Below are 18,659 nucleotides of genomic sequence, written 5' to 3'. Positions count from 1 at the left end.
GACACCCGGGGAAGCACAGGTGCTCACATGTTGATCATGTGACCGGCCAGCCCGTGCACCGCCTCCTTGACCGCCTCGCCCAGCGTCGGGTGGGCGTGCACGTTGCGGGCGACCTCGTGGACGGTCAGGTCCCACTGCTGGGCCAGGGTCAGCTCGGGCAGCAGTTCGGTGACGTCCGGGCCGATGAGGTGGCCGCCGATCAGCTCGCCGTACCTGGCGTCGCTGATCAGCTTCACGAAGCCGGTGGTGTCGCCGAGGCCGTGCGCCTTGCCGTTGGCGCTGAACGGGAACTTCGCCACCTTGACGTCGTGGCCGAGTTCGCGGGCCTGCGCCTCGGTGTAGCCGAAGCTGGCGATCTGCGGCTGGCAGTAGGTGGCCCGCGGGATCATCGCGTAGTCCAGCTCCATGGTCTCCGCGTCGGCGATGGTCTCCGCCGCCACCACGCCCATCGCCTCGGCGGCGTGCGCGAGCATCAGTTTCGCGGTGACGTCGCCGATGGCGTAGATGTGCGGCACGGAGGTGCGGCAGCGGCCGTCGACGTCGATCGCGCCGCGGTCGGTGACGCGGACGCCGGTGTTCTCCAGGCCGTAGCCGGTGACGTTGGGCGCGAAACCGATCGCCTGGAGCACCTTGTCGGCCTCCAGGACCTGCTGGGAACCGTCCTTGGCGGTGACCGTGACCCGGACCTGCGGGCCGGACTCGTCGATGGCGTCGACACGGGTCGAGGTCATCACGTCGATGCCCAGCTTGCGGTACTGGCGGGCCAGTTCGGCCGAGACGTCGGCGTCCTCGGTCGGGGCGACCCGGTCCAGGAACTCCACGACGGTGACCTTCACGCCGTAGTTGTGCAGGACGTAGGCGAACTCGATGCCGATCGCTCCGGCGCCGGCGATGACGACCGACCGCGGAAGGTCCTCGGCGAGGATCTGCTCCTCGTACGTCACCACCCGCGAGGTGCGACGGGTGCCGGGCAGCAGCTTGGGCGTGGCGCCGGTGGCGATGACGCAGTTCTCGAAGCCGATGGTGCGGGTGGCGCCCTCGTAGTCGGTGACCTGGAGCGTGTGCGGGTCGAGGAACGTGCCGCGGCCGTCGTACTCCGTGATCCTGTTCTTCTTCATCAGGTAGTGGACGCCCTTGACCCGGCCGTCCGCGACCCGGCGGCTGCGCCGGAACGCCTCGCCGTAGTCGAAGGAGACCTCGCCGTCGACCTTGATGCCGAAGGTCTTCGCCTCGCGGGTGACGATGTGCGCGAGCTCGGCGTTGCGCAGCAGGGCCTTGGTGGGGATGCAGCCGACGTTCAGGCAGACGCCGCCCCAGTACTTCTCCTCCACGACGGCGACGCGTTTGCCCAGCTGGGCGGCCCGAACGGCGGCGACGTAGCCGCCGGGGCCCGCTCCGAGAACGACGACGTCGAAGCGCTCGTCCTGCTCGTCCATGCGTCAGGTCCCTTTCGGTGTGGTGAAGAGCGGTTGGCCTGGTGTGGTGCGGAAGGTTCCTTCGCGTTCTTTCGGTTGCGTAAGGGATTCTTTCGCCCGGCTCCGCTCATCGCCACACTGATCGCCATGACGCCGGTCTCAGGTGCGGCGCCCGCCCCGCTCCCGCCGCATCCGGCTCCGTACGACCACCCCGTCCACGGCGGCGATAACGGCGAGCACGCCGCACGCGACGGCGAGGCCGGTCAGCAGCGCGGGACCGGGTGTGTCACCGGGCGAGGAGTTCGCGGCCCAGACGGCGAACAGCGCGGTCGCCGCGACGAAGACGGGCAGGAAGACGGCGGTGAGCAGCATGCGCAGCCGCAGCGCGCTGCGGGCGGTGCTCGGTTCGGTGCCGGTGCGGGGGAAGCGGCGGCCGATCATGCCGGACCGTTCGCGGGACACCGGGCGTCCACGGGCCATGCGGGCCATGGCGGTGCCTCCCTTCCGTGCTGGGGTGCCGTCAGTGGTTGGGGGCCGCCCGGCTGATGTCCGCCAGCGCGGAGTGCGGGTCCTCGGTGGTGGCGAGGTCGCCCAGGCTGACCATGCCGACGGGGCAGCCGTCGCGGTCCACGACGGGCAGCCTGCGGACGGCGTGCTGCCGCATCAGCTCGACCGCGTGGTCGGTCGAGTCGTCCGGCGCCACGGTCACCACGGGCGGACGCGTGCACAGCGAGCCGACCGGTGTGACGCGCGGGTCACGGGCCTCGGCGACCGCCCGGACCGCGATGTCGCGGTCGGTGAGCACGCCGAACAGATCGCGGTCGTAGGTGACCAGCACGTCGCCGATGTCCCGGTCCCGCATGATCCGGGCGGCCCGGGCCACCGTGGTCATGGGTTCGATCGACGCCGTGCTCGGCGACATCACCTCACGTATGTACCTGGTCATGAACACCTCCTGGGCCTGCTGGGTCAGCTGCCGTGCAGCGCTTCCAGCACGTCCTCGTCCGTCAGCTGTTCGAAGTCCTCGTACCAGAGGCCGACCGCGTGGAACGGGCTCGGCCGCAGCAGGCAGACCACGTCGTCGGCCTCGTGGCGCAGCAGCTCGACGGCCTCGTGCGAGCAGACCGGCGCGGCGACGACCACCCGCTCCGGCTCCCGGTGCCGCACCGCGCGCACGGCGGCCCGGGCGGTCGACCCGGTGGCCAGCCCGTCGTCCACGAGGATGGCGGTACGCCCCTTCAGTTCGGCGGCGGGCCGGTGCTGGCGGTACCGCTCCTCCCTGCGGTGCAGCTCCGTCCGCTCCCGGGCCACGATCGGGGCCAGCTCGGCCTCGTTCAGGCCCAGCTGGTCCAGGGCCCTGGTGTCGAAGAACGGCGGCTCGTCGCCCGCGATCGCACCGACCCCGAACTCCTCGTGGAACGGCGCTCCGATCTTGCGGACGACCAGCACGTCCAGTGGCGCGCCGAGAGCCCGCGCGACCTCCCGGCCCACGGTGACACCGCCGCGGGGCAGGGCGAGGACCACGGGGTCCGGGAGTGTCCCTTTCTCCTGCAGAATGCGCAGATGCTCGGCCAGTTCCCGGCCGGCGTGCGCACGGTCACGGAAACGCATGTGTTCCCCTTCCGCCGCGGGGCCCTTCCTCTCGCCCTGTGGTGGTACGGGTTTCCAGCGTGCGGCGCCCGACACCCCGAGATCGTCCGTGGGTGCCGGGCGCCGCTGTTGCTGCCGCTACTCGGTGGCCGTCGGCCGACGCGCCGCCATCGCGTGCCGTACGTCGCTCAGCGGGCGCAGCCGGTAGGTGTAGGCGTAGTCGCGGTCGGCGAACAGCTTGTACTCGTCGTGGGTGTGCGCGCCCCAGCTGTTGTCGCCGCCCACGCCCATCTGCCGGTGGTTGACCCGCAGCACGACCGCGTCCCGGGGGGTGAGCTGGTAGTCGTGCCGCACGCCGGACGACAGGTCCTCCGGCGTGAAGTGCGAGGCGTTGACCTCGACCAGCGGCTCCCCGCAGACCAGCAGTCCGGCACCGTCGCGCCCGGTCAGCGCGGCCCAGCGCACGTCGGTCCGGTTGCCGTTCTCCTGCGGGCGGATGTACGGCGTCCACAGGCGGGTGACGCTTGCCGAGTACACGCCGACGTCGGTGCCGGTGTTGCGGTCCCAGTAGTTCTCCTCGGGGCCACGGCCGTAGTAGTGCAGCCGGTCGAGGCGCCGCGGCAGGAACAGCAGGGTGCCGACCTCGGGGAGGTACGGCAGGTTCGCCGCGCCCGGGTGCAGGGTGTGGTCGACCTTGATCTCACCGTTGCCGAACACCGTGTAGGTGGTGGTGTACGCCGACTCGGTGGTCGTGGGCAGGGTGCCGCCGACCTTGATCTCGACGGCCCGGTCCCGCAGGGCGCGCACGCTCACACCGGTCACCTCGCGCAGGGCGCCGGCGTCCCGCCAGGTCTGGTTGCGGGTGTGCTGGCCGTTGCCCTTGTCGTTGTCGGTGGGCGCCCGCCAGAAGTTCGGCGCCGGGCCCGAGGTGATCAGGCGGGTGCCCGCCGCCTCGTACGAGGTGATGACCCCGCTGCCCTTGTCGACGGTGACGGAGAAACCCCTTCCCGTGACGGTGACGGACGCCTCGGCGTCGTCGTACGTCAGCGCCGGGACGCGCGCCAGCGGCACCGGCGTCACGGCCGGGCTGCCCACGTCGACGGGCAGCTGCTGCCGGGCGACCTCGAAGCCCGCCTTCGCCCACTTCGTGGGTTCCTTGGTGGTGAAGGACAGCTGAAGGAAGTACTCCGCACCCGGCGCCGGATTGCCCGGCCGTCGTACGGGGAGGGTGATGTCCTTGCTCGACAGCGGCGGTACGTCGAGCTGGCCGCGGGTGAGCCTGCCGCGCTGTACGGCCCTGCCGTCGGCGAGGAGGGTCCAGGTGCCGTCGTATGCGCGGAGGTTGGTGAACAGGTTCTCGTTGGTGAGGGTGACCGCGCCCCAGCCGGTGCCGGGCGTGACGTTGATCGCCTGGTAGACCTGCTTGACCTCGGTCGCCTTGCCGGTGAGCCCGCGGTCGGCGGTCACGATGCCGTCCGCGACGAAGTTCCCGTCGTTGGGGTTGTCGCCCCAGTCGCCCCCGTAGGCGAGGAACGTCTTCTCCCGCGGTTTCTTCTCCTCGAACCCGACCGTGGCCGCGTCGAACCAGAACCGCACCCCCTCGTCGCCGGGCCCCCGGCCGTCGGAGGCCAGCTCGGCGGCGTTCAGCGCGCGGGCGTACACCCGCGCCCGGCGTATGGTGCCGCTGAACTCCCGGGTCCAGTTGTCGACGTCGGTGGCGAGCGCGAGGGGCGCGGTGTTGCTGCCGGGCCGGCGTGTGGTGGTCCGGGTGGCGCGGACGACGCCGTCGACGTAGAGGGTCAGCGTGCCCGCAGCGGCGTCGAAAACACCTGCGATGTGATGCTCGGTGCCGGTCCAGCCCTCCGCCGGAAGCGCCCAACTGGCGCTGATCCACTGGCCGCCGCCGTGGATGAAGAACTCCAGGTTCCTGTTGGTCTGTTTCAGCGCGTACTGGGTGTCGCCCTTGGCCAGGATGGGCTGGTGGTAACCGGTGACGTGCGGGGTGACCCAGGCCTCCAGCGTCAGGGAGCCGGTGAGGTCGAGGGAGGGATCGCGGGCGAAGACGGTTCCGCCGGACACGCCCTTGGCGCGGTCGAAGGTGCCGCCGGGCGCGAGGATCTCGCCCTTCAGCTTCCCGGGTCCGCTCTCTGTCAGCATCTTCCGTGTCGGAGTGGGCCAGTTGAGCGACTGGTCGACGAAGTCCCAGATCCAGCCGCCCTGGAGGACGTCGTGGCGGCGGATGATGTCCCAGTACTTCCTGAAGTTGCCGTTGGAGTTCCCCATCGCGTGCGAGTACTCGATCATCACGTACGGCCGGGTGTCCGCGGTGTCCTTGGCGCGGGCCTCGACGCGCGCGGGGCTCTCGTACATCTCCGAGCGGATGTCGCTGACCCCGGGCCGGTCGTCACCCTCGTACTGGATGACGCGGGTCGGGTCGTAGGAGCGTATCCAGTCGTGCATGGCGACGAAGGTGCTGCCGCCGCCCGCCTCGTTGCCGAGCGACCAGATGACCACCGAGGCGTGGTTCTTGTCCCGGTGGACCATGTTCTGCGCGCGGGCCACGCACGCTCTGCTCCAGTCGGCGTGGTTGCCCGGGTACTGGCCGCGTATGCCGTGGGTCTCGACGTTGGCCTCGTCCACCAGGTACAGGCCGTACTCGTCGGCGAGTTCGTACCACAGCGGGTTGTTGGGGTAGTGCGAGGTGCGGACGGAGTTGATGTTCATCCGCTTGATGATCTCGATGTCCTCGACCATGTCGGCGCGGGTCAGCGCGGTGCCGCGGTCGGGGTGCATCTCGTGCCGGTTGGTGCCCCGGAAGGAGACGGGCTTTCCGTTGATGCGCATCAGCCCGTCCTTCAACGCGAACTCGCGGAAGCCGACCCGGTGCGACAGCGTTTCGATCACCTTTCCGCGCGGGTCGCGCAGCCGGAGGACGGCGGTGTAGAGGTTCGGGTGCTCGGCCGACCAGAGCCGGGGCGCCGGTACGGCCCTGGCGGCCTGCACGGTGGCGTCCTCGCCGACTCCCGTGACCTCGGCGGCCTGTTCCAGCGGCCGCGACCAGACGGGATGCCCGCGCTCGTCGTACAGCTGGGTCTCCACCGTGTACCGCCCGGCGCCGCCGTCGGCGTACGCCCGCACACTCGCCGTCACCGACAGCTCGGCGGCCGTGTAGTCGTCGCTCAGCGGGGTGTCCAGCTTGAAGTCGCGCAGATGGACGACCGGCGTGGAGTACAGGTAGACCGAGCGGAAGATCCCGCTCAGCCGGATCATGTCCTGGTCCTCCAGCCAGTCCCCGTCCGAGTAGCGGTAGACCTCGACCGCTATCTGGTTGGTGCCGGGCTTGAGGTACGAGGTGATGTCGTACTCGGCGGGCGTGTACGAGTCCTCGTGGTATCCGACCAACTCCCCGTTGATCCACACGTAGTGGGCGGACTTGACCCCCTCGAAGTGCAGGAACGTCCGCCGCCCCGCCCAGGTGCGCGGGACCGTGAAGGTACGCCGGTACTGGCCGACGGGGTTGTAACGGGTCGGGGCGGCGGGCGGCTGCGGCTCCTCGCCCAGGCCGTTGGGGCCCCACCACGGGTAGGTGATGTTGACGTAGATCGGGAAGTCGTAGCCGTGCAGCTGCCAGACGGAGGGGACGGGAATGGTGTCCCAGGACCGGTCGTCGACATCGGTGCGGTAGAAGTCGGTGTCCCGGTCGGCGGGGCGGTCGACGTAGGCGAACTTCCAGGTGCCGTCGAGGCTCATCCGGTACGGCGAGCGGGTGCGGTCGGCGGTCAGGGCCTGCCGTACGTCCGCGTACGGCATGAGCGTGGTGTGCGGGGGCTCGGTGCCCAGCCGGAAGAGGTCGATGGTGCCGTTCCACTCCGGCGATCCGTCCGCCGTCGCGCCGCGCGGGGCGGCGTACGCGGCGAGGGGCGACGAGGACAGGGCGAGCCCGCCGAGGACGGCGGCGCTGGTCTGAAGGAGCCGGCGACGGCTGATCACGGGCCGGTCGGTGGGAGAGGGGTACGGGTGCGGCATGACCGTGTCCTTCCTCGGGACGTGCGCTGCACGAACTGAGGGCGGGTCACCTCACGGTGACGGCACAGCCGTTGCCGTCGTGGTGGAACGCGGCTCATGGGGACGGTGTCGGCTGCTGCGCCCGGATCACCCTAGGACTTCGAACACAACCAAGCAATTGCCCCGTCGGAGTTTGTGGGTTCCTGATGGGGTCTCGTGTGGTGGCGGGCCGTCAGCCCACCTGCCTCGCGAACGCCTCGTACGCCCGCTGGTCGAAGAGTACGAACCTGACCTCCGCGACCGATGTCGGCGTGGCCCGTACGGTCTCGACCGCGATCCGCGCGGCGTCGTCCAGCGGCCAGCCGAAGACGCCCGCGGAGACGGCCGGGAACGCGACGGTACGAGCGCCCAACTCGTCGGCGACGCGCAGCGACTCCCGGTAGCAGGAGGCCAGTTGCCCGGAGCGGTCCTCCTGCTGGGAGTGGACCGGCCCCACCGTGTGGATCACCCACCGCGCGTCCAGCTCGCCCGCCGTCGTGGCGACCGCCTGTCCCGTCGGCAGGCCCTCGCCGTACGTCGAGGCGCGCAGCCTGCGGCACTCCGCCAGGATCGCGGGGCCGCCGCGCCGGTGGATGGCGCCGTCCACACCGCCGCCGCCCAGCAGCGAGGAGTTGGCCGCGTTGACGATCGCGTCGGCGCTCTGCTCGGTGATGTCGCCCTGGACGAGCGTGATGACGGGGGTCATGTCCGCCTCAGCCTCCTCCACACGGCCTTCGCCGCGTTGTGCCCCGACATGCCGTGCACGCCCGGGCCCGGCGGGGTGGCCGAGGAGCAGAGGTACACGGCCGGGTGCGGGGTGCTGTACGGGAACAGGGACAGTTTGGGGCGCAGGATCGTCTGCAGTCCGCTGACCGCGCCGGAGGCGATGTCGCCGCCGACGTAGTTGGCGTTGCGGGCGGCGAGTTCGGGCGGTCCGGCGGTCGCGCGGGCGAGGACGCGGTCGCGGAACCCCGGGGCGTAGCGCTCCAGTTGGCGTTCGATGGTGTCGGTGAGGTCTCCGGTCCAGCCGTTGGGGACATGGCCGTACACCCAGAAGACCTGCTTGCCGTCGGGGGCCCGGCCGGGGTCGACGACGCTGGGCTGCACGGTGATGAGGAACGGCCGGTCGGGCGCCCGGCCGAGGCGGGACGCCTCGCGCAGCGCGGTGCCGATCTCCGCGCTGCTCCTGCCGATCTGCACGGTCCCGGCCCTGCGCGGCTCCTCGGCGGTCCACGGCACCGGGCCGTCCAGGGCGTAGTCGACCTTGAAGACGGCCGGGCCGTACCGGTACCCCTCGTAGTAGCGGCCGAAGCCCGCGATGCGGGCCAGGGCGGTGGGTGAGGTGTCGAAGACGTACGCGCGCGCGGGCGGCAGGTCGTCGAGGCGCTTGACCTCGTAGTCGGTGTGGATCGCGCCACCGAGGTCCTTCAGGTACGCGGCGAGCGCGTCCGAGATGGACTGGGAGCCGCCTCGGGCCACGGGCCAGCCCCGGGCGTGCGCGGCGAGGGCGAAGACCAGGCCGATCGCGCCGGTGGCGAAGCCGGTGAGCGGGGCCATCACATGCGCGACGAGACCGGCGAAGAGGGTCTTGGCGGGTTCGTCGCGGAAGCGGCGGGTCAGCCAGGTGGACGGGGGCAGTCCGACCAGGCCGAAGCGGGCGAGGGTCACCGGGTCGCGGGGCAGCGCGGTGAGCGGCAGGGACATGAAGTCGCGGGCCAGGGTGTCCCAGTGCCGCAGGAAGGGTTCCACCAGCCTGCGGTACGCCCCCGCGTCACGCGGTCCGAGGGAGGCGGCCGTCTCGCCGACCGAGCGGGACAGGATCGCGGCGGTGCCGTCGGGGAAGGGGTGGGCCATGGGCAGGTCGGCGTGCAGCCACTCCAGGCCGTAGCGGTCCAGGGGGAGGGCCCGGAACGCCGGGGAGTTGACGCCGAGGGGGTGGGCCGCGGAGCACGGGTCGTGGCGGAAGCCGGGGAGGGTGAGCTCCTCGGTGCGGGCGCCGCCGCCGATCGCGTCCCGGGCCTCGAACACCGCCACGGAGAAGCCGCGGCGGGCCAGCTCCACTGCGGCGGTCAGTCCGTTCGGCCCCGCACCCACCACGACCGCATCGAGCATTGACGGCACCTTCGGACCCCTTCGTCAGCCGATGGCCACTGAAGGTCAGGATATGCCGGGGGACTGACACTCCTCCGCGACGGGTGCTCGCGAGGGACGAACCGGGGCTCAGACCGACGAGGCCAGCAGTCCCGCAACCCGCCGGGCCGTGGCCGCGTCGCGCGCCGCGGTGAAGGGCAGGGTGTTGCCGCCCGTGATGCGGAACGGCTCGCCCGTACGGGTCAGGTGGGCGCCGCCCGCCTCCTCGACGAGCAGCAGGCCCGCCGCGTGGTCCCAGGCGGCCTCCCAGGAGAACGCCGTGGCGTCCGACTCGCCCCGGGCGACGGCCAGATACTCCAGACCGGCCGACCCGCACTCGCGCGGGGCGACGCCGTCCGTCCACAGGCCGAGCAGCGCGCGCTTCTCCTCGTCGGTCGTGTAGTCCGGGTGGGAGGTGGCGATCCGCAGGTCACGCCCCGGCGTGGGCGGACCGGCGAACACCCGCTCGCCGTCGAGGAAGGCGCCCTGGCCGCGGACGGCCGTGGCCAGCTGGTCGCGGGCGGCGGCGTATGTCCACGAGGCCAGCACAACGCCGTGGTGGGCGAGCGCGACCAGCGTGCAGAAGCCGTCGTCGCCGCGCACGAACTGCCGGGTGCCGTCGACGGGGTCGATGATCCAGACCGGGGCGGCGCCGCGTATCGCCTCGTACGACGCGGGGTTGGCGTGCACCGCCTCCTCGCCGACCACCACGGAACCGGGCAGCAGCGCACCGAGCGCCTCCGTGAGGTGCCGCTCGGCCAGCCGGTCGGCGTCCGTCACCAGGTCGTGCGGGCCGCTCTTCTGGTCGACCTCGTGCTCGGCCAGCTGCCGGAAGCGCGGCATGATCTCGGCCGCGGCCGCCTTGCGCACCGCGTCTTCCACGTCGGCCGAGTGACGTGCGAGAAACCCGTCGATGGTTTCCATCTCTTCGATCATGCCTCCATGAGAGCACGTGGCACTGACAATCCCCGCCCGGGCAGTGCACTCCGGGTGGAACCGGGATGAACTCCCGGTACCCGAGCATCGCAGACCATGGGGCCCTCGCAGACCGCCCGCACCCAACCACGCGCCTCACCCGGCCCCGCACGCCACCCGGCACCCGGCACCCGGCACCCGGCACCCGGCACCCGGCACCCGGCACAGCAGATCAGCGGCCGACCGCGTACCCCTGCATCCCGCGTGGATTCGCCGCCGCCGACAGCACGCCCGTCTCCGGGTCCCGCGCCACCGCGCACAGCCGCCCCTCCGACCAGTCGTCACCCACCGTGACCTCATGACCGCGACGCCGCAGCCCCTCGACCACGTCCGCGGCCATCCGGCCCTCGACCGTCACGGTCCCCGGGCGCATCCCCCGCGGGTAGAAGGAGCCGGGGAAGCTGTCGTTGTGCCAGTTCGGGGCGTCGATCGCACCCTGCAGGTCGAGTCCGCCGCGGACCGGGGAGCGCAGGGCGACCGCCAGGAAGAAGTGCAGCTGCCACTGGTCCTGCTGGTCCCCGCCGGGCGTGCCGAACGCCATCACCGGCACCCCGTCACGCAGCGCGATGGACGGTGTGAGCGTGGTCCGCGGCCGCCGTCCCGGCGTGAGCGAGTTCGGCAGCCCCTCCTCCAGCCAGGTCATCTGCAACCGCGTACCGAGCGGAAAGCCCAGCTCGGGCACGACGGGGTTGGACTGCAGCCAGCCCCCGCTGGGCGTGGCGGCGACCATGTTGCCCCACCGGTCGACGACGTCCAGGTGGCAGGTGTCGCCGCGGGTGCCGCCGTCGCCGGAGACGTCGGGCTCGCCGGGCACCGGGGAGGTCGGGCTCTTGGCGACGGTCGGCTCCCCCACGCCCATCGGGTTGAAGCCCGGTTCCTCGGTGGCCACCACGCGCGCGTGGGCACACAGTCGCGGCGTACGCCCACCCGGGCTGCCCGGCCGCAGCTCGTACGACGCCCGGTCGCCGACGAGGCCGCGCCGCTGGGTGTTGTACGGCGCCGACAGCAGGTCGTCGAGCGGCACCTCGCGCGCGTCCCCGTACCAGGCCTCCCGGTCGGCCATGGCGAGCTTGCAGCCCTCGATCAGCAGATGGACGTAGTCCGCGGAGCCGTAGGCGGGCAGCTCGGGCGGCAGCAGGGCGAGCTGCTGGAGCAGCACCGGGCCCTGGCTCCAGGGGCCGGCCTTGCACACGGTCCAGCCGTCCCAGTCGTACGTCGCCGGTGCCTCGTAGGTCGCGGACCACCCGGCGAGGTCGTCGGCCGTGAGTGTGCCGGTGTGGCGCTCGCCGCTGGTGTCCAGCGTGGGCCGCCCCGCCTGCCGTACCAGCGCCTCCGCGACGAACCCGGTACGCCACACCTCCCGGGCCGCCTCGATCTGCGCCTGACGGTCCCCCGCCCCGGCGACCTCGGCGAGCAGCCGCTTCCAGGTGGCGGCGAGGGCGGGGTTGCGCAAGCGCTCGCCGGGGCGCGGGGCGCTGCCGCCCGGCAGGTACACCGCCGCCGACGAGGTCCACTCCGTCTCGAACAGCTCACGCACGGTCTCGACGGTCTCGCCGACGCGCTCCACGGGCGCGTGCCCGTGCTCCGCGTACCCGATGGCGTACTTCAGGACGTCGGCGAGCGGCTTCGTGCCGTGGTCGCGGAGCAGCAGCATCCAGGCGTCGAAGGCGCCCGGGACGGCGGCGGCGAGCGGCCCGGTACCGGGGACGAGGTCGAGGCCGAGCCCCCGGTAGTGGGCGACGCTCGCCCCGGCGGGCGCCACGCCCTGCCCGCACAGCACCCGTACCTCGCCGCCGGCGGGCGCGATCAGGATCGGCGCCTCCCCGGCGGGCCCGTTGAGGTGCGGCTCGACGACATGCAGCACGAACGCCCCGGCCACGGCCGCGTCGTAGGCGTTGCCGCCGTCCTCCAGGACGGCCATCGCGGACTGGGAGGCGAGCCAGTGGGTGGACGACACCATGCCGAAGGTGCCCTGGAGAGTCGGGCGGGTGGTGAACATATGGCCTCTCAACCTCCGTGCGCCCCCCCGGCAGGGTATCGATCGCCCTGCGCCCCTTCTTCCCCGCCCCCGGCATGAAGGGGGCGTAGTGGTCGGGGGTGAGGGCCGGCGATGAATGCCCTGGTCGGATCCGCAGGGCCGATTCCGGCGACAGGCCCTGCCCGAGGCCGGCCTCCAGCGGCCCAAGCAGGAGAGCCGCAGGCCTCCGGCATGCCGGTCGGCCCGACCTGTGGTGCTGCACGCCCCACCACCACAGCCGGGCCCCTGCCGGTCTTCCTCGACGGGCACCCGGTCGCCGGGCATGCGAAGGTGGTGAAGCCCGGGCCGGACGCTGACGGCAGCCGTCTCCTCGTACCGGCTCTTGGGCGCTGTGGGGGAAGTCGGCTGGAAGGACGATCATGACCGCCCCACACACCGCCGTGCGGCCGGCGCACGAGTCACCGTTCTCGGCGTCCGACCGGCTGCGGGTTGTGCGTCTCGCGTCGGTGTTCGAGCCGCTCGGGTTGGCATCCGGCTGGACCGCCTTCGACCCGATCGGCGGCATGCAGAACCACACCGCGGAACTCGTGCGGCGGCTGGACGCCATGGGGATCGGTCAGACGGTGTTCACCTCTCGGATGGCCGGCCCGGCCTGCCGCCAGAGGCTCGGCGCCCGTTCCGCGGTGATGCGCACCGGGGTCAGGGTTCCTGTGATGCGGCAGTTCTGGGCTGCCCCGGCACTGACCGCGGCACTGCGGGCGCCGGGCGGAGTCGATCTGGTGCACGCGCACGCGGGGGAAGACCTCGCCGTGCTGCCGATGGCCAGGGCTGTGGCCGCGCGGCACGGATGCCCGCTGGTGGTGACCCTTCACTGCAGCCTGCGCCACACGCTGCGGGGGCACTCTCCTCGGGCGCGTCTCCTGCGTTTCCTCGGGGGACCGATCGAGAGCCGGGTGGTCAGGAGCGCCGATGCGGTGATCAACCTCACGCCGTCCACGGCGCTCCGGCTGGTCCGCCAGGGAGTCAGGGAGGAAAGGGTCCATGTCGTCCCCTCCGGTTATGCCCCCGAGCTGTTCGACGCGGCGTTGCCGGACCCGTTCCCTCATCTGCCGCGCCCGCGCGTGGCCTTCGTCGGCAGGCTCTCGCCCCAGAAGGACGTCGGCACCCTGATCGAGGCGTTCTCCCGCCTGGAGACGGCGGCGTCCCTTCTGGTGGTCGGGGACGGACCGCAGCGAGCCGCACTGCAGGAGCGGGCCCGGCCGGTCCCCCGCCCGGTGCAGTTCGCCGGGTTCCTGCCGCACGGTGAGATTCCCGCCATCCTGGCGCACACTGACGTGGTGGTCCTGCCGAGCGTGTACGAGGAGCTGGGCTCGGTCCTGGTGGAGGCCATGGCCGCCGGCCGACCCGTCGTCGCCAGCAGGGTCGGGGGTATTCCGGACCTGGTGCAGGACGGGCGGAACGGCATCCTGGCCGCCCCCGGGGACACGAGCTCGTTCGCGTCGGCCATCGACCGCCTCCTGGGCGATCCGGACGGTGCGGCCCGCCTGGGAGAAGCAGCCCGCCTGACGGTGTCCCGTACCCACGCCTGGCCGAAACTGGCCCGACAAGTCGCCGACGTCTACCGCGAGGTGCTCGACAGGCGCACTGGAGCACGGCGGACGTGAGTCTCCCGGTCGGCGACTTCGGGGAGGCCGGACCCAGGGTCGCGGTCCTGATGCCCACGTACGAGCAGGCCTCCTTCCTGCCGCGGGCGCTGCGCAGCCTGTTCGACCAGACGGTCACCGATTGGGAACTGGCCCTGGTCGACGACGGCTCCCATGACGGTACGGCCATGGCGGCGGCGCCTTTCCTGGCCGATCCCCGGGTCAGGCACGCCAGGTTCTCCGAGAACCGTGGACTGGGAGCGGCGCTGAACACCGGCCTGGCCATGACCCGCGCCCCGGTGGTGGCCTATCTGCCGTCGGACGACCTGTGGGCTCCGGATCATCTCGCCCACGTGCTGGCCGCGTTCGCCGATCCCGAGGTGGCCCTGGTGCACTCCGCGGTGCACCACCACGAGCGGTACCGCACGGATGGTGCGCCGGACGGACATCCGCTCCAGCTGGTGCAGGTCGCCCACCGCCGGATCGCCGAGCCGTGGCCTGAGCGCGCCGAGCTGGAGAGCGACGATCCCGAACGACTGTACTGGCGTAGGTACGCCAGCACGGCAGAGTCCGCTCCACCGGAAGGGCCACCTGCACGTGGACCGATCATCCCGGCCAACGGCACAAGGCGATCCGGGAGAGCTTCGACGGGGGGCTGAACGTCTTCCGCTACCGGTGCCGGGTGCAGGTCCCCTTGCGGTTCCACTCTTCCGACAGTGGTGAGGTCGACGAGCCTGCCCTCTACCAGCGTTTCCGGCGGCAGCTCCATGCCCGGTCCGGGGACGGGCTGCGCATCCTGCTCGTGGGTGAGCTGGCCTACAACCCGGAGAGGATGCTGGCGCTCGTGGAGCGCGGGCACCGTTTGTTCGGGCTGTGGACCCCCGACGGCCTGGGGGCCGGCACTGTCGGACTGGGCAAAACATGGGAGCAGTCGCTGCGACTGCTCAGCCGGTTCCACGTCTTCGCCTCCCTCGGCCACCCCCTGCTCGCGGCGCCGTCCAACAAGATCTTCCTAGGCCGCCTGCTGGGCCGCCCACCGCCGAACGCGGCCCCGCGACCATCGCCGCCTGCGCCCTGGCCATACGGTCCGGGGCGCGCCTGGTACGCGTGCACGACGTCCGGCCCGTGCGAGACGCCGTCGACCTGGCCCTGGCCCTCACCAGTGATGACGCAACCGGCGGGGACCGACAGGCCAGCGCGGGGTCGGAAGTCGACCCGGTCAGCCGGTCAGTCGGCGAACGGCCCTGTGCTGCGCGCCGTGATCGGTTCGGCTGGTACACGCGCCGAGAGCGGGGGTACTCGGCGCATCCCGGAAGAGTGGGAGATACGATCATGGCCTTGACCCTGATGCGCGACGACGCGGTCGACATACTCACACGGCAGCACGCACAGATCCGCCGCGGCTTCTACAAGGCCGCTGTCCCCGGGCCGACACGCCGCCGGGCGTTCGAACAACTGATGCGCTTGCTCGCCGTGCACGAAGCCGCGGAAGAAGCACACGTTCACCCCGTGGCACGCCGTGCGCTGCAGGCTGGCCGGACCGTCGCCGCACGCCGCCGCGAAGAGGAAAAGCAGGCCAAGAAGCTCCTGGTCGCTCTGTGGCGGACCGGCCCGGAGGGCAAGGGCTACCTTCGGCAGTTGAACGCGGCACGCAAGGCCGTGCTGGCACACGCGGGCCGGGAGGAACGCGAGGAGTTCACCGCCCTGCGCCGTGCGGTCGGCGCCACGCGACTGCGGATGCTCGGCGCGGAGATCAAGCTCACCCAGGCGTACGCGCCCACGCGTCCACACCGGTGGGTCAACAACGAGGCGACCAACAAACTGGCGGCCCCACTCCTCGGGCCGATCGACCGCATGCGCGACCTCGCCCGGAACGCGACGCGCCGATAGCCGAACAGCTCCGAGCCGCTGAACGCAGCGCCCCGCCGAAGCAGCCGAACGGCGCTTGCTCATGCGTCGCGGTCGAGCCGTTGCTGCTCCTGCAGCGTACGGCTGAACCGCGCACGGGCGTCCCCACGCGCCTGCTCCCCGGTGTGATCGCGACGACGGTCGTCGAGATCGGCCAGGACGTCCCGCGGCCCGTACAGCACCGCGGTGTCTCCGGGCCGCATGCACGTCTCCGGGCCGGGCGCACCGATCCACTTCCCCGTGCGGCGCTGGATGCCCAGCACCAGGACGCCCTCGCCGGGCAGGTCCATCTCCCGCAAGGCACGGTTGGCGACCCAGTCCTCCTCGCGGATGCGGACCTCGCCGATCATCCACTGACCGGACAGGTGCAACAGGCCGGCGTAGTCGCGGGCATCGAGGCGGGTGAAGCGGCGCAGCAGGCGCTGCAGCACACCGGTGAGCCATCGGTCGGCGCTCGGTGTGTGCAGAACGGCGAGCAGCAGGGCCATGCCGCCGACGATGACGGCGACTTGTTCCAGCTCTGTTCCCCGGCCGCGCAGACCGACGAAGGACAGCAGCAGCGACGCGACGACGGAGGCGGTGCCGACGCTGCCGAGCAGCATCAGCGCCATGACGATACGACGGCGTACCGGATGGTCGACGACGCTCTCGGCCTCGCTGGTGGTGAACCCCACGCCGGTGAAGGCGGAGCGGGCCTGGAACCGTGCCGCCTGCTTGGACATCCCGGTGAGCACCAGCGCGACCGTGGCCACCCTCGTGATCAACAGCGACAACAGGACAACAGCGAACAACGACACGACCCCGATCACCGGCAGACCCCTCTCCAGTCGCCAGGGCTCCCGCACAGCGTTGCCCGGAATCGTCCAGTTCCATCACGCCACACATCCCACGGCGGCATGACAGCTACGCCAAGGCTTTACGCCGTCGCGGCGACCTGGCGTGTCAGTGGCTGCCCGGGTGAGCCCGCACGTGTCAGCGGTAGCGGAGCATGAGCATGGCCGCGTCGTCGTGCAGCGGGCCGCTGACGTGCTGAAGCAGGTCCTTGCGCAGCATCTCCAGCGCTGTCTCGGGGTCGCGTTCCTTGAGCAGGTGAGCGCGTGCGGTGAGCGGGTAGAAGCGGCCTTCGGCGTCGCGTGCTTCGGTGATCCCGTCGGTGTAGAGCAGGAGCTGGTCGCCCGGGAGGAAGTCGGTGCGGAACGGCTCCGGCGGCGCCGTACCGTGAGCCCCCAGGCCGAGGGGGAGAGCGTAGGAGGACGGCTCGGGCCAGGTGACGGTGCCGTCCGCGCGCATCAGCAGGGGCGCCGGGTGTCCGAAGTTGAGGAAGGTGACTTCCTTGGCGTTCACCTCGGCGAGGATGGCGGTGACGAACTTCTCTCCCCCCAGCTGCCGCTCGACGGACCGCGCCAGTCTGGCCCCCACGGCCGCCAGGTCGGGTTCGTCCGGGGCCGCTTCGCGGAAGGCGCCCAGGACCACGGCTGCGGTCTCCACCGCCTCCAGCCCCTTGCCCTGGACATCGCCGACGATCACCCGTACACCATGCGGTGAGGTGACGACTTCGTAGAGGTCACCTCCGATGCGCGCCTCGGCGACGGCGGACATGTAGCAGACGGCCACACGCACACGCCCGGCCAGCCGTGGCACAGGTTTGAGCAGCACCCGCTGCGCGGCCTCGGCGATGGAACGAACGCTGTCCAGCTCCGCCTCGCGTTCCTGGCGCATGGACACCGCCAGCAGACCCGCCGCGGTGACGCCGAGGACCGAGGCGATGCTCATGTAGCCGCGTGGCGTGTCGAGCAGGTCGTTGTACCAGCCGAGAGCAGCGCACAGCAGCAGCGCGATCCCGGCGACGCACGCCGTGCGCCGCCAGCCGCCCACGAGCGGAGCGAAGGCGGGTCCCAGCGACACCAGCGGCAGGAAGACGACATGCGGACCGACAGCCAGATCGGCCACCGTGACGGCGGCCATCATGGCGAAAGGCAGCATCGACAGCACGGTGAGACGGTGGTTCTCCGACCTCATGCCGTCTTCCCTCTCCTCACCGGCCCGGTCCCCGTCCGTGGCGGCAACTCCCCTGATGCGGCGCACAAGATCCATGGTGACAGACCGCGCCTCGCGACTCGGGATGGACGGCGAACCTCCGTGGACATAACGGGACACACAACGCGCCCATCGTCAGGCACAGTTACCGCTCAGGCACACAGCGAGTTGGCACTTTCGCCTCACAGGGAGTCGTGTGACACTGGCGTCCCGTCCGCAGTGCGGACCCCCCTCCGCACCATCCCCACGAGAAGTGCGCCGTGCGTTCTCTACCTCTGCCGCTCGCTCTCACCGCGCGCCTGACTCCGGTCGCCGTGCTCGCCTGCGCGGGCTGGGCGCTCAGCTCCGGCCCGGAGTCCGCCGCCCCGGCCGCCCAGAACAAGGCGGCGGACAGGACCGGGACCCAGTCCGCCTCCGCACCGTCCTCGACGGCCGCGCCGAAGACGTACACCAAGGCGCCGGCGCCGTGCGACAGCCTGGCCAAGAAGACGATCACGTCGCTGGTGCCCGGCGCCAAAACGGCCGGGAAGGAGATCGCCTCGACGGACCAGTCGGTTCGCCGCACCTGCTCCTGGAACGCCCTCAAGGGCTACGACTACCGCTGGCTCGACGTCTCCTTCGAGATCAGCGACTCGGACGACGAGGCGCGGCAGCAGTACGAGGACCGCGTCGAGGAGAAGAGCGGCGGCGGCAGGGTCCCCGGCGTGGGGGACGCGGCCTACTCCGTCGTGAACCTCACCACCGAGGACGACCAGAAGACACGCGAGGGCGTGGTGATCGTGCGCGCCTCCAACGCGCTGGTGATCGTCACGTACAACGGCTCCGACTTCGAGTCGAAGGGGGCGCCCGGCTCCGACGAGATCAACAAGGGCGCGATCAAGGCGGCCAAGGAGGCGGTGGCGGCGCTGGAGGGCGGTCAGTAGGCCGACCGCCCTCCGA

At 71.6% G+C, this 18,659-nt stretch carries 15 protein-coding genes; 4 read left to right on the top strand and 11 right to left on the bottom strand.

Features of this window, described 5'->3' with window-relative positions:
- Nucleotides 1–23 precede the first annotated feature (23 nt).
- From lpdA to KWI83_RS00135, 9 genes are all read right to left on the bottom strand, one after another.
- Nucleotides 24–1,436: a dihydrolipoyl dehydrogenase gene (gene lpdA / locus KWI83_RS00175; protein WP_218512157.1), complete on the bottom strand. Its 1,413-nt coding sequence runs from the start codon at nt 1,434–1,436 to the stop codon at nt 24–26.
- Nucleotides 1,437–1,574: 138 nt separating this feature from the next.
- Nucleotides 1,575–1,904, bottom strand: coding sequence for a DUF6343 family protein (locus KWI83_RS00170; protein WP_374106257.1), 330 nt, complete (start codon nt 1,902–1,904; stop codon nt 1,575–1,577).
- A 31-nt stretch (nt 1,905–1,935) separates the two neighbouring features.
- Nucleotides 1,936–2,361, bottom strand: coding sequence for a CBS domain-containing protein (locus tag KWI83_RS00165; RefSeq protein ID WP_218512156.1), 426 nt, complete (start codon nt 2,359–2,361; stop codon nt 1,936–1,938).
- 23 nt (nt 2,362–2,384) lie between these two features.
- The gene (locus KWI83_RS00160; protein ID WP_218512155.1) at nt 2,385–3,026 is read right to left on the bottom strand and encodes a phosphoribosyltransferase; all 642 of its coding nucleotides are present in this window, start codon (nt 3,024–3,026) and stop codon (nt 2,385–2,387) included.
- A gap of 117 nt (nt 3,027–3,143) precedes the next feature.
- On the bottom strand, nt 3,144–7,031 hold the full coding sequence (locus KWI83_RS00155; RefSeq protein WP_218512154.1) for a glycoside hydrolase family 2 TIM barrel-domain containing protein: 3,888 nt from the start codon (nt 7,029–7,031) through the stop codon (nt 3,144–3,146).
- Nucleotides 7,032–7,242: 211 nt separating this feature from the next.
- Nucleotides 7,243–7,755: an O-acetyl-ADP-ribose deacetylase gene (locus tag KWI83_RS00150; protein ID WP_218512153.1), complete on the bottom strand. Its 513-nt coding sequence runs from the start codon at nt 7,753–7,755 to the stop codon at nt 7,243–7,245.
- Nucleotides 7,752–9,161 carry an NAD(P)/FAD-dependent oxidoreductase gene (locus tag KWI83_RS00145; protein ID WP_218512152.1) on the bottom strand — a complete coding sequence of 470 codons (1,410 nt, stop codon included), beginning with the start codon at nt 9,159–9,161 and terminating at the stop codon, nt 7,752–7,754. Before KWI83_RS00145 ends, KWI83_RS00150 begins: the two co-directional genes overlap by 4 nt.
- A 108-nt stretch (nt 9,162–9,269) precedes the next feature.
- Nucleotides 9,270–10,115: an inositol monophosphatase family protein gene (locus KWI83_RS00140; protein ID WP_218512151.1), complete on the bottom strand. Its 846-nt coding sequence runs from the start codon at nt 10,113–10,115 to the stop codon at nt 9,270–9,272.
- A gap of 211 nt (nt 10,116–10,326) precedes the next feature.
- On the bottom strand, nt 10,327–12,153 hold the full coding sequence (locus KWI83_RS00135) for a gamma-glutamyltransferase family protein (RefSeq protein ID WP_218512150.1): 1,827 nt from the start codon (nt 12,151–12,153) through the stop codon (nt 10,327–10,329).
- 398 nt (nt 12,154–12,551) lie between these two features.
- Between KWI83_RS00135 and KWI83_RS00130 the strand changes: the two genes are divergently transcribed.
- From KWI83_RS00130 to KWI83_RS00120, 3 genes are all read left to right on the top strand, one after another.
- Nucleotides 12,552–13,796, top strand: coding sequence for a glycosyltransferase family 4 protein (locus KWI83_RS00130; protein ID WP_218512149.1), 1,245 nt, complete (start codon nt 12,552–12,554; stop codon nt 13,794–13,796).
- Nucleotides 13,793–14,434 (top strand): glycosyltransferase family 2 protein, encoded by a 642-nt coding sequence (locus tag KWI83_RS00125; RefSeq protein ID WP_218512148.1) that lies wholly within the window; start codon nt 13,793–13,795, stop codon nt 14,432–14,434. The genes KWI83_RS00130 and KWI83_RS00125 overlap by 4 nt, the downstream gene beginning before the upstream one ends.
- Before the next feature lie 673 nt (nt 14,435–15,107).
- On the top strand, nt 15,108–15,665 hold the full coding sequence (locus KWI83_RS00120; protein WP_218512147.1) for a hemerythrin domain-containing protein: 558 nt from the start codon (nt 15,108–15,110) through the stop codon (nt 15,663–15,665).
- Nucleotides 15,666–15,724: 59 nt separating this feature from the next.
- Here KWI83_RS00120 and KWI83_RS39875 read toward each other — a convergent pair whose 3' ends face one another.
- Both KWI83_RS39875 and KWI83_RS00110 read right to left on the bottom strand, forming a co-directional pair.
- A complete protein-coding gene (locus tag KWI83_RS39875) occupies nt 15,725–16,492 on the bottom strand; it encodes a cation:proton antiporter regulatory subunit (RefSeq protein ID WP_218512146.1) in 768 nt (255 codons plus the stop codon).
- 163 nt (nt 16,493–16,655) lie between these two features.
- Nucleotides 16,656–17,702: a PP2C family protein-serine/threonine phosphatase gene (locus KWI83_RS00110; protein ID WP_218512145.1), complete on the bottom strand. Its 1,047-nt coding sequence runs from the start codon at nt 17,700–17,702 to the stop codon at nt 16,656–16,658.
- Nucleotides 17,703–17,980: 278 nt separating this feature from the next.
- Here KWI83_RS00110 and KWI83_RS00105 point away from each other — a divergent pair, with 278 nt between their 5' ends.
- Complete coding sequence (locus KWI83_RS00105; RefSeq protein ID WP_218512144.1) at nt 17,981–18,643, top strand: hypothetical protein; 663 nt, start codon at nt 17,981–17,983, stop codon at nt 18,641–18,643.
- Nucleotides 18,644–18,659: the final 16 nt, after the last annotated feature.

It is taken from the genome of Streptomyces sp. TRM70350 (genome assembly GCF_019219825.1).
GTDB lineage: Bacteria > Actinomycetota > Actinomycetes > Streptomycetales > Streptomycetaceae > Streptomyces.
This window is presented reverse-complemented; position numbering and strand designations above follow the sequence as displayed.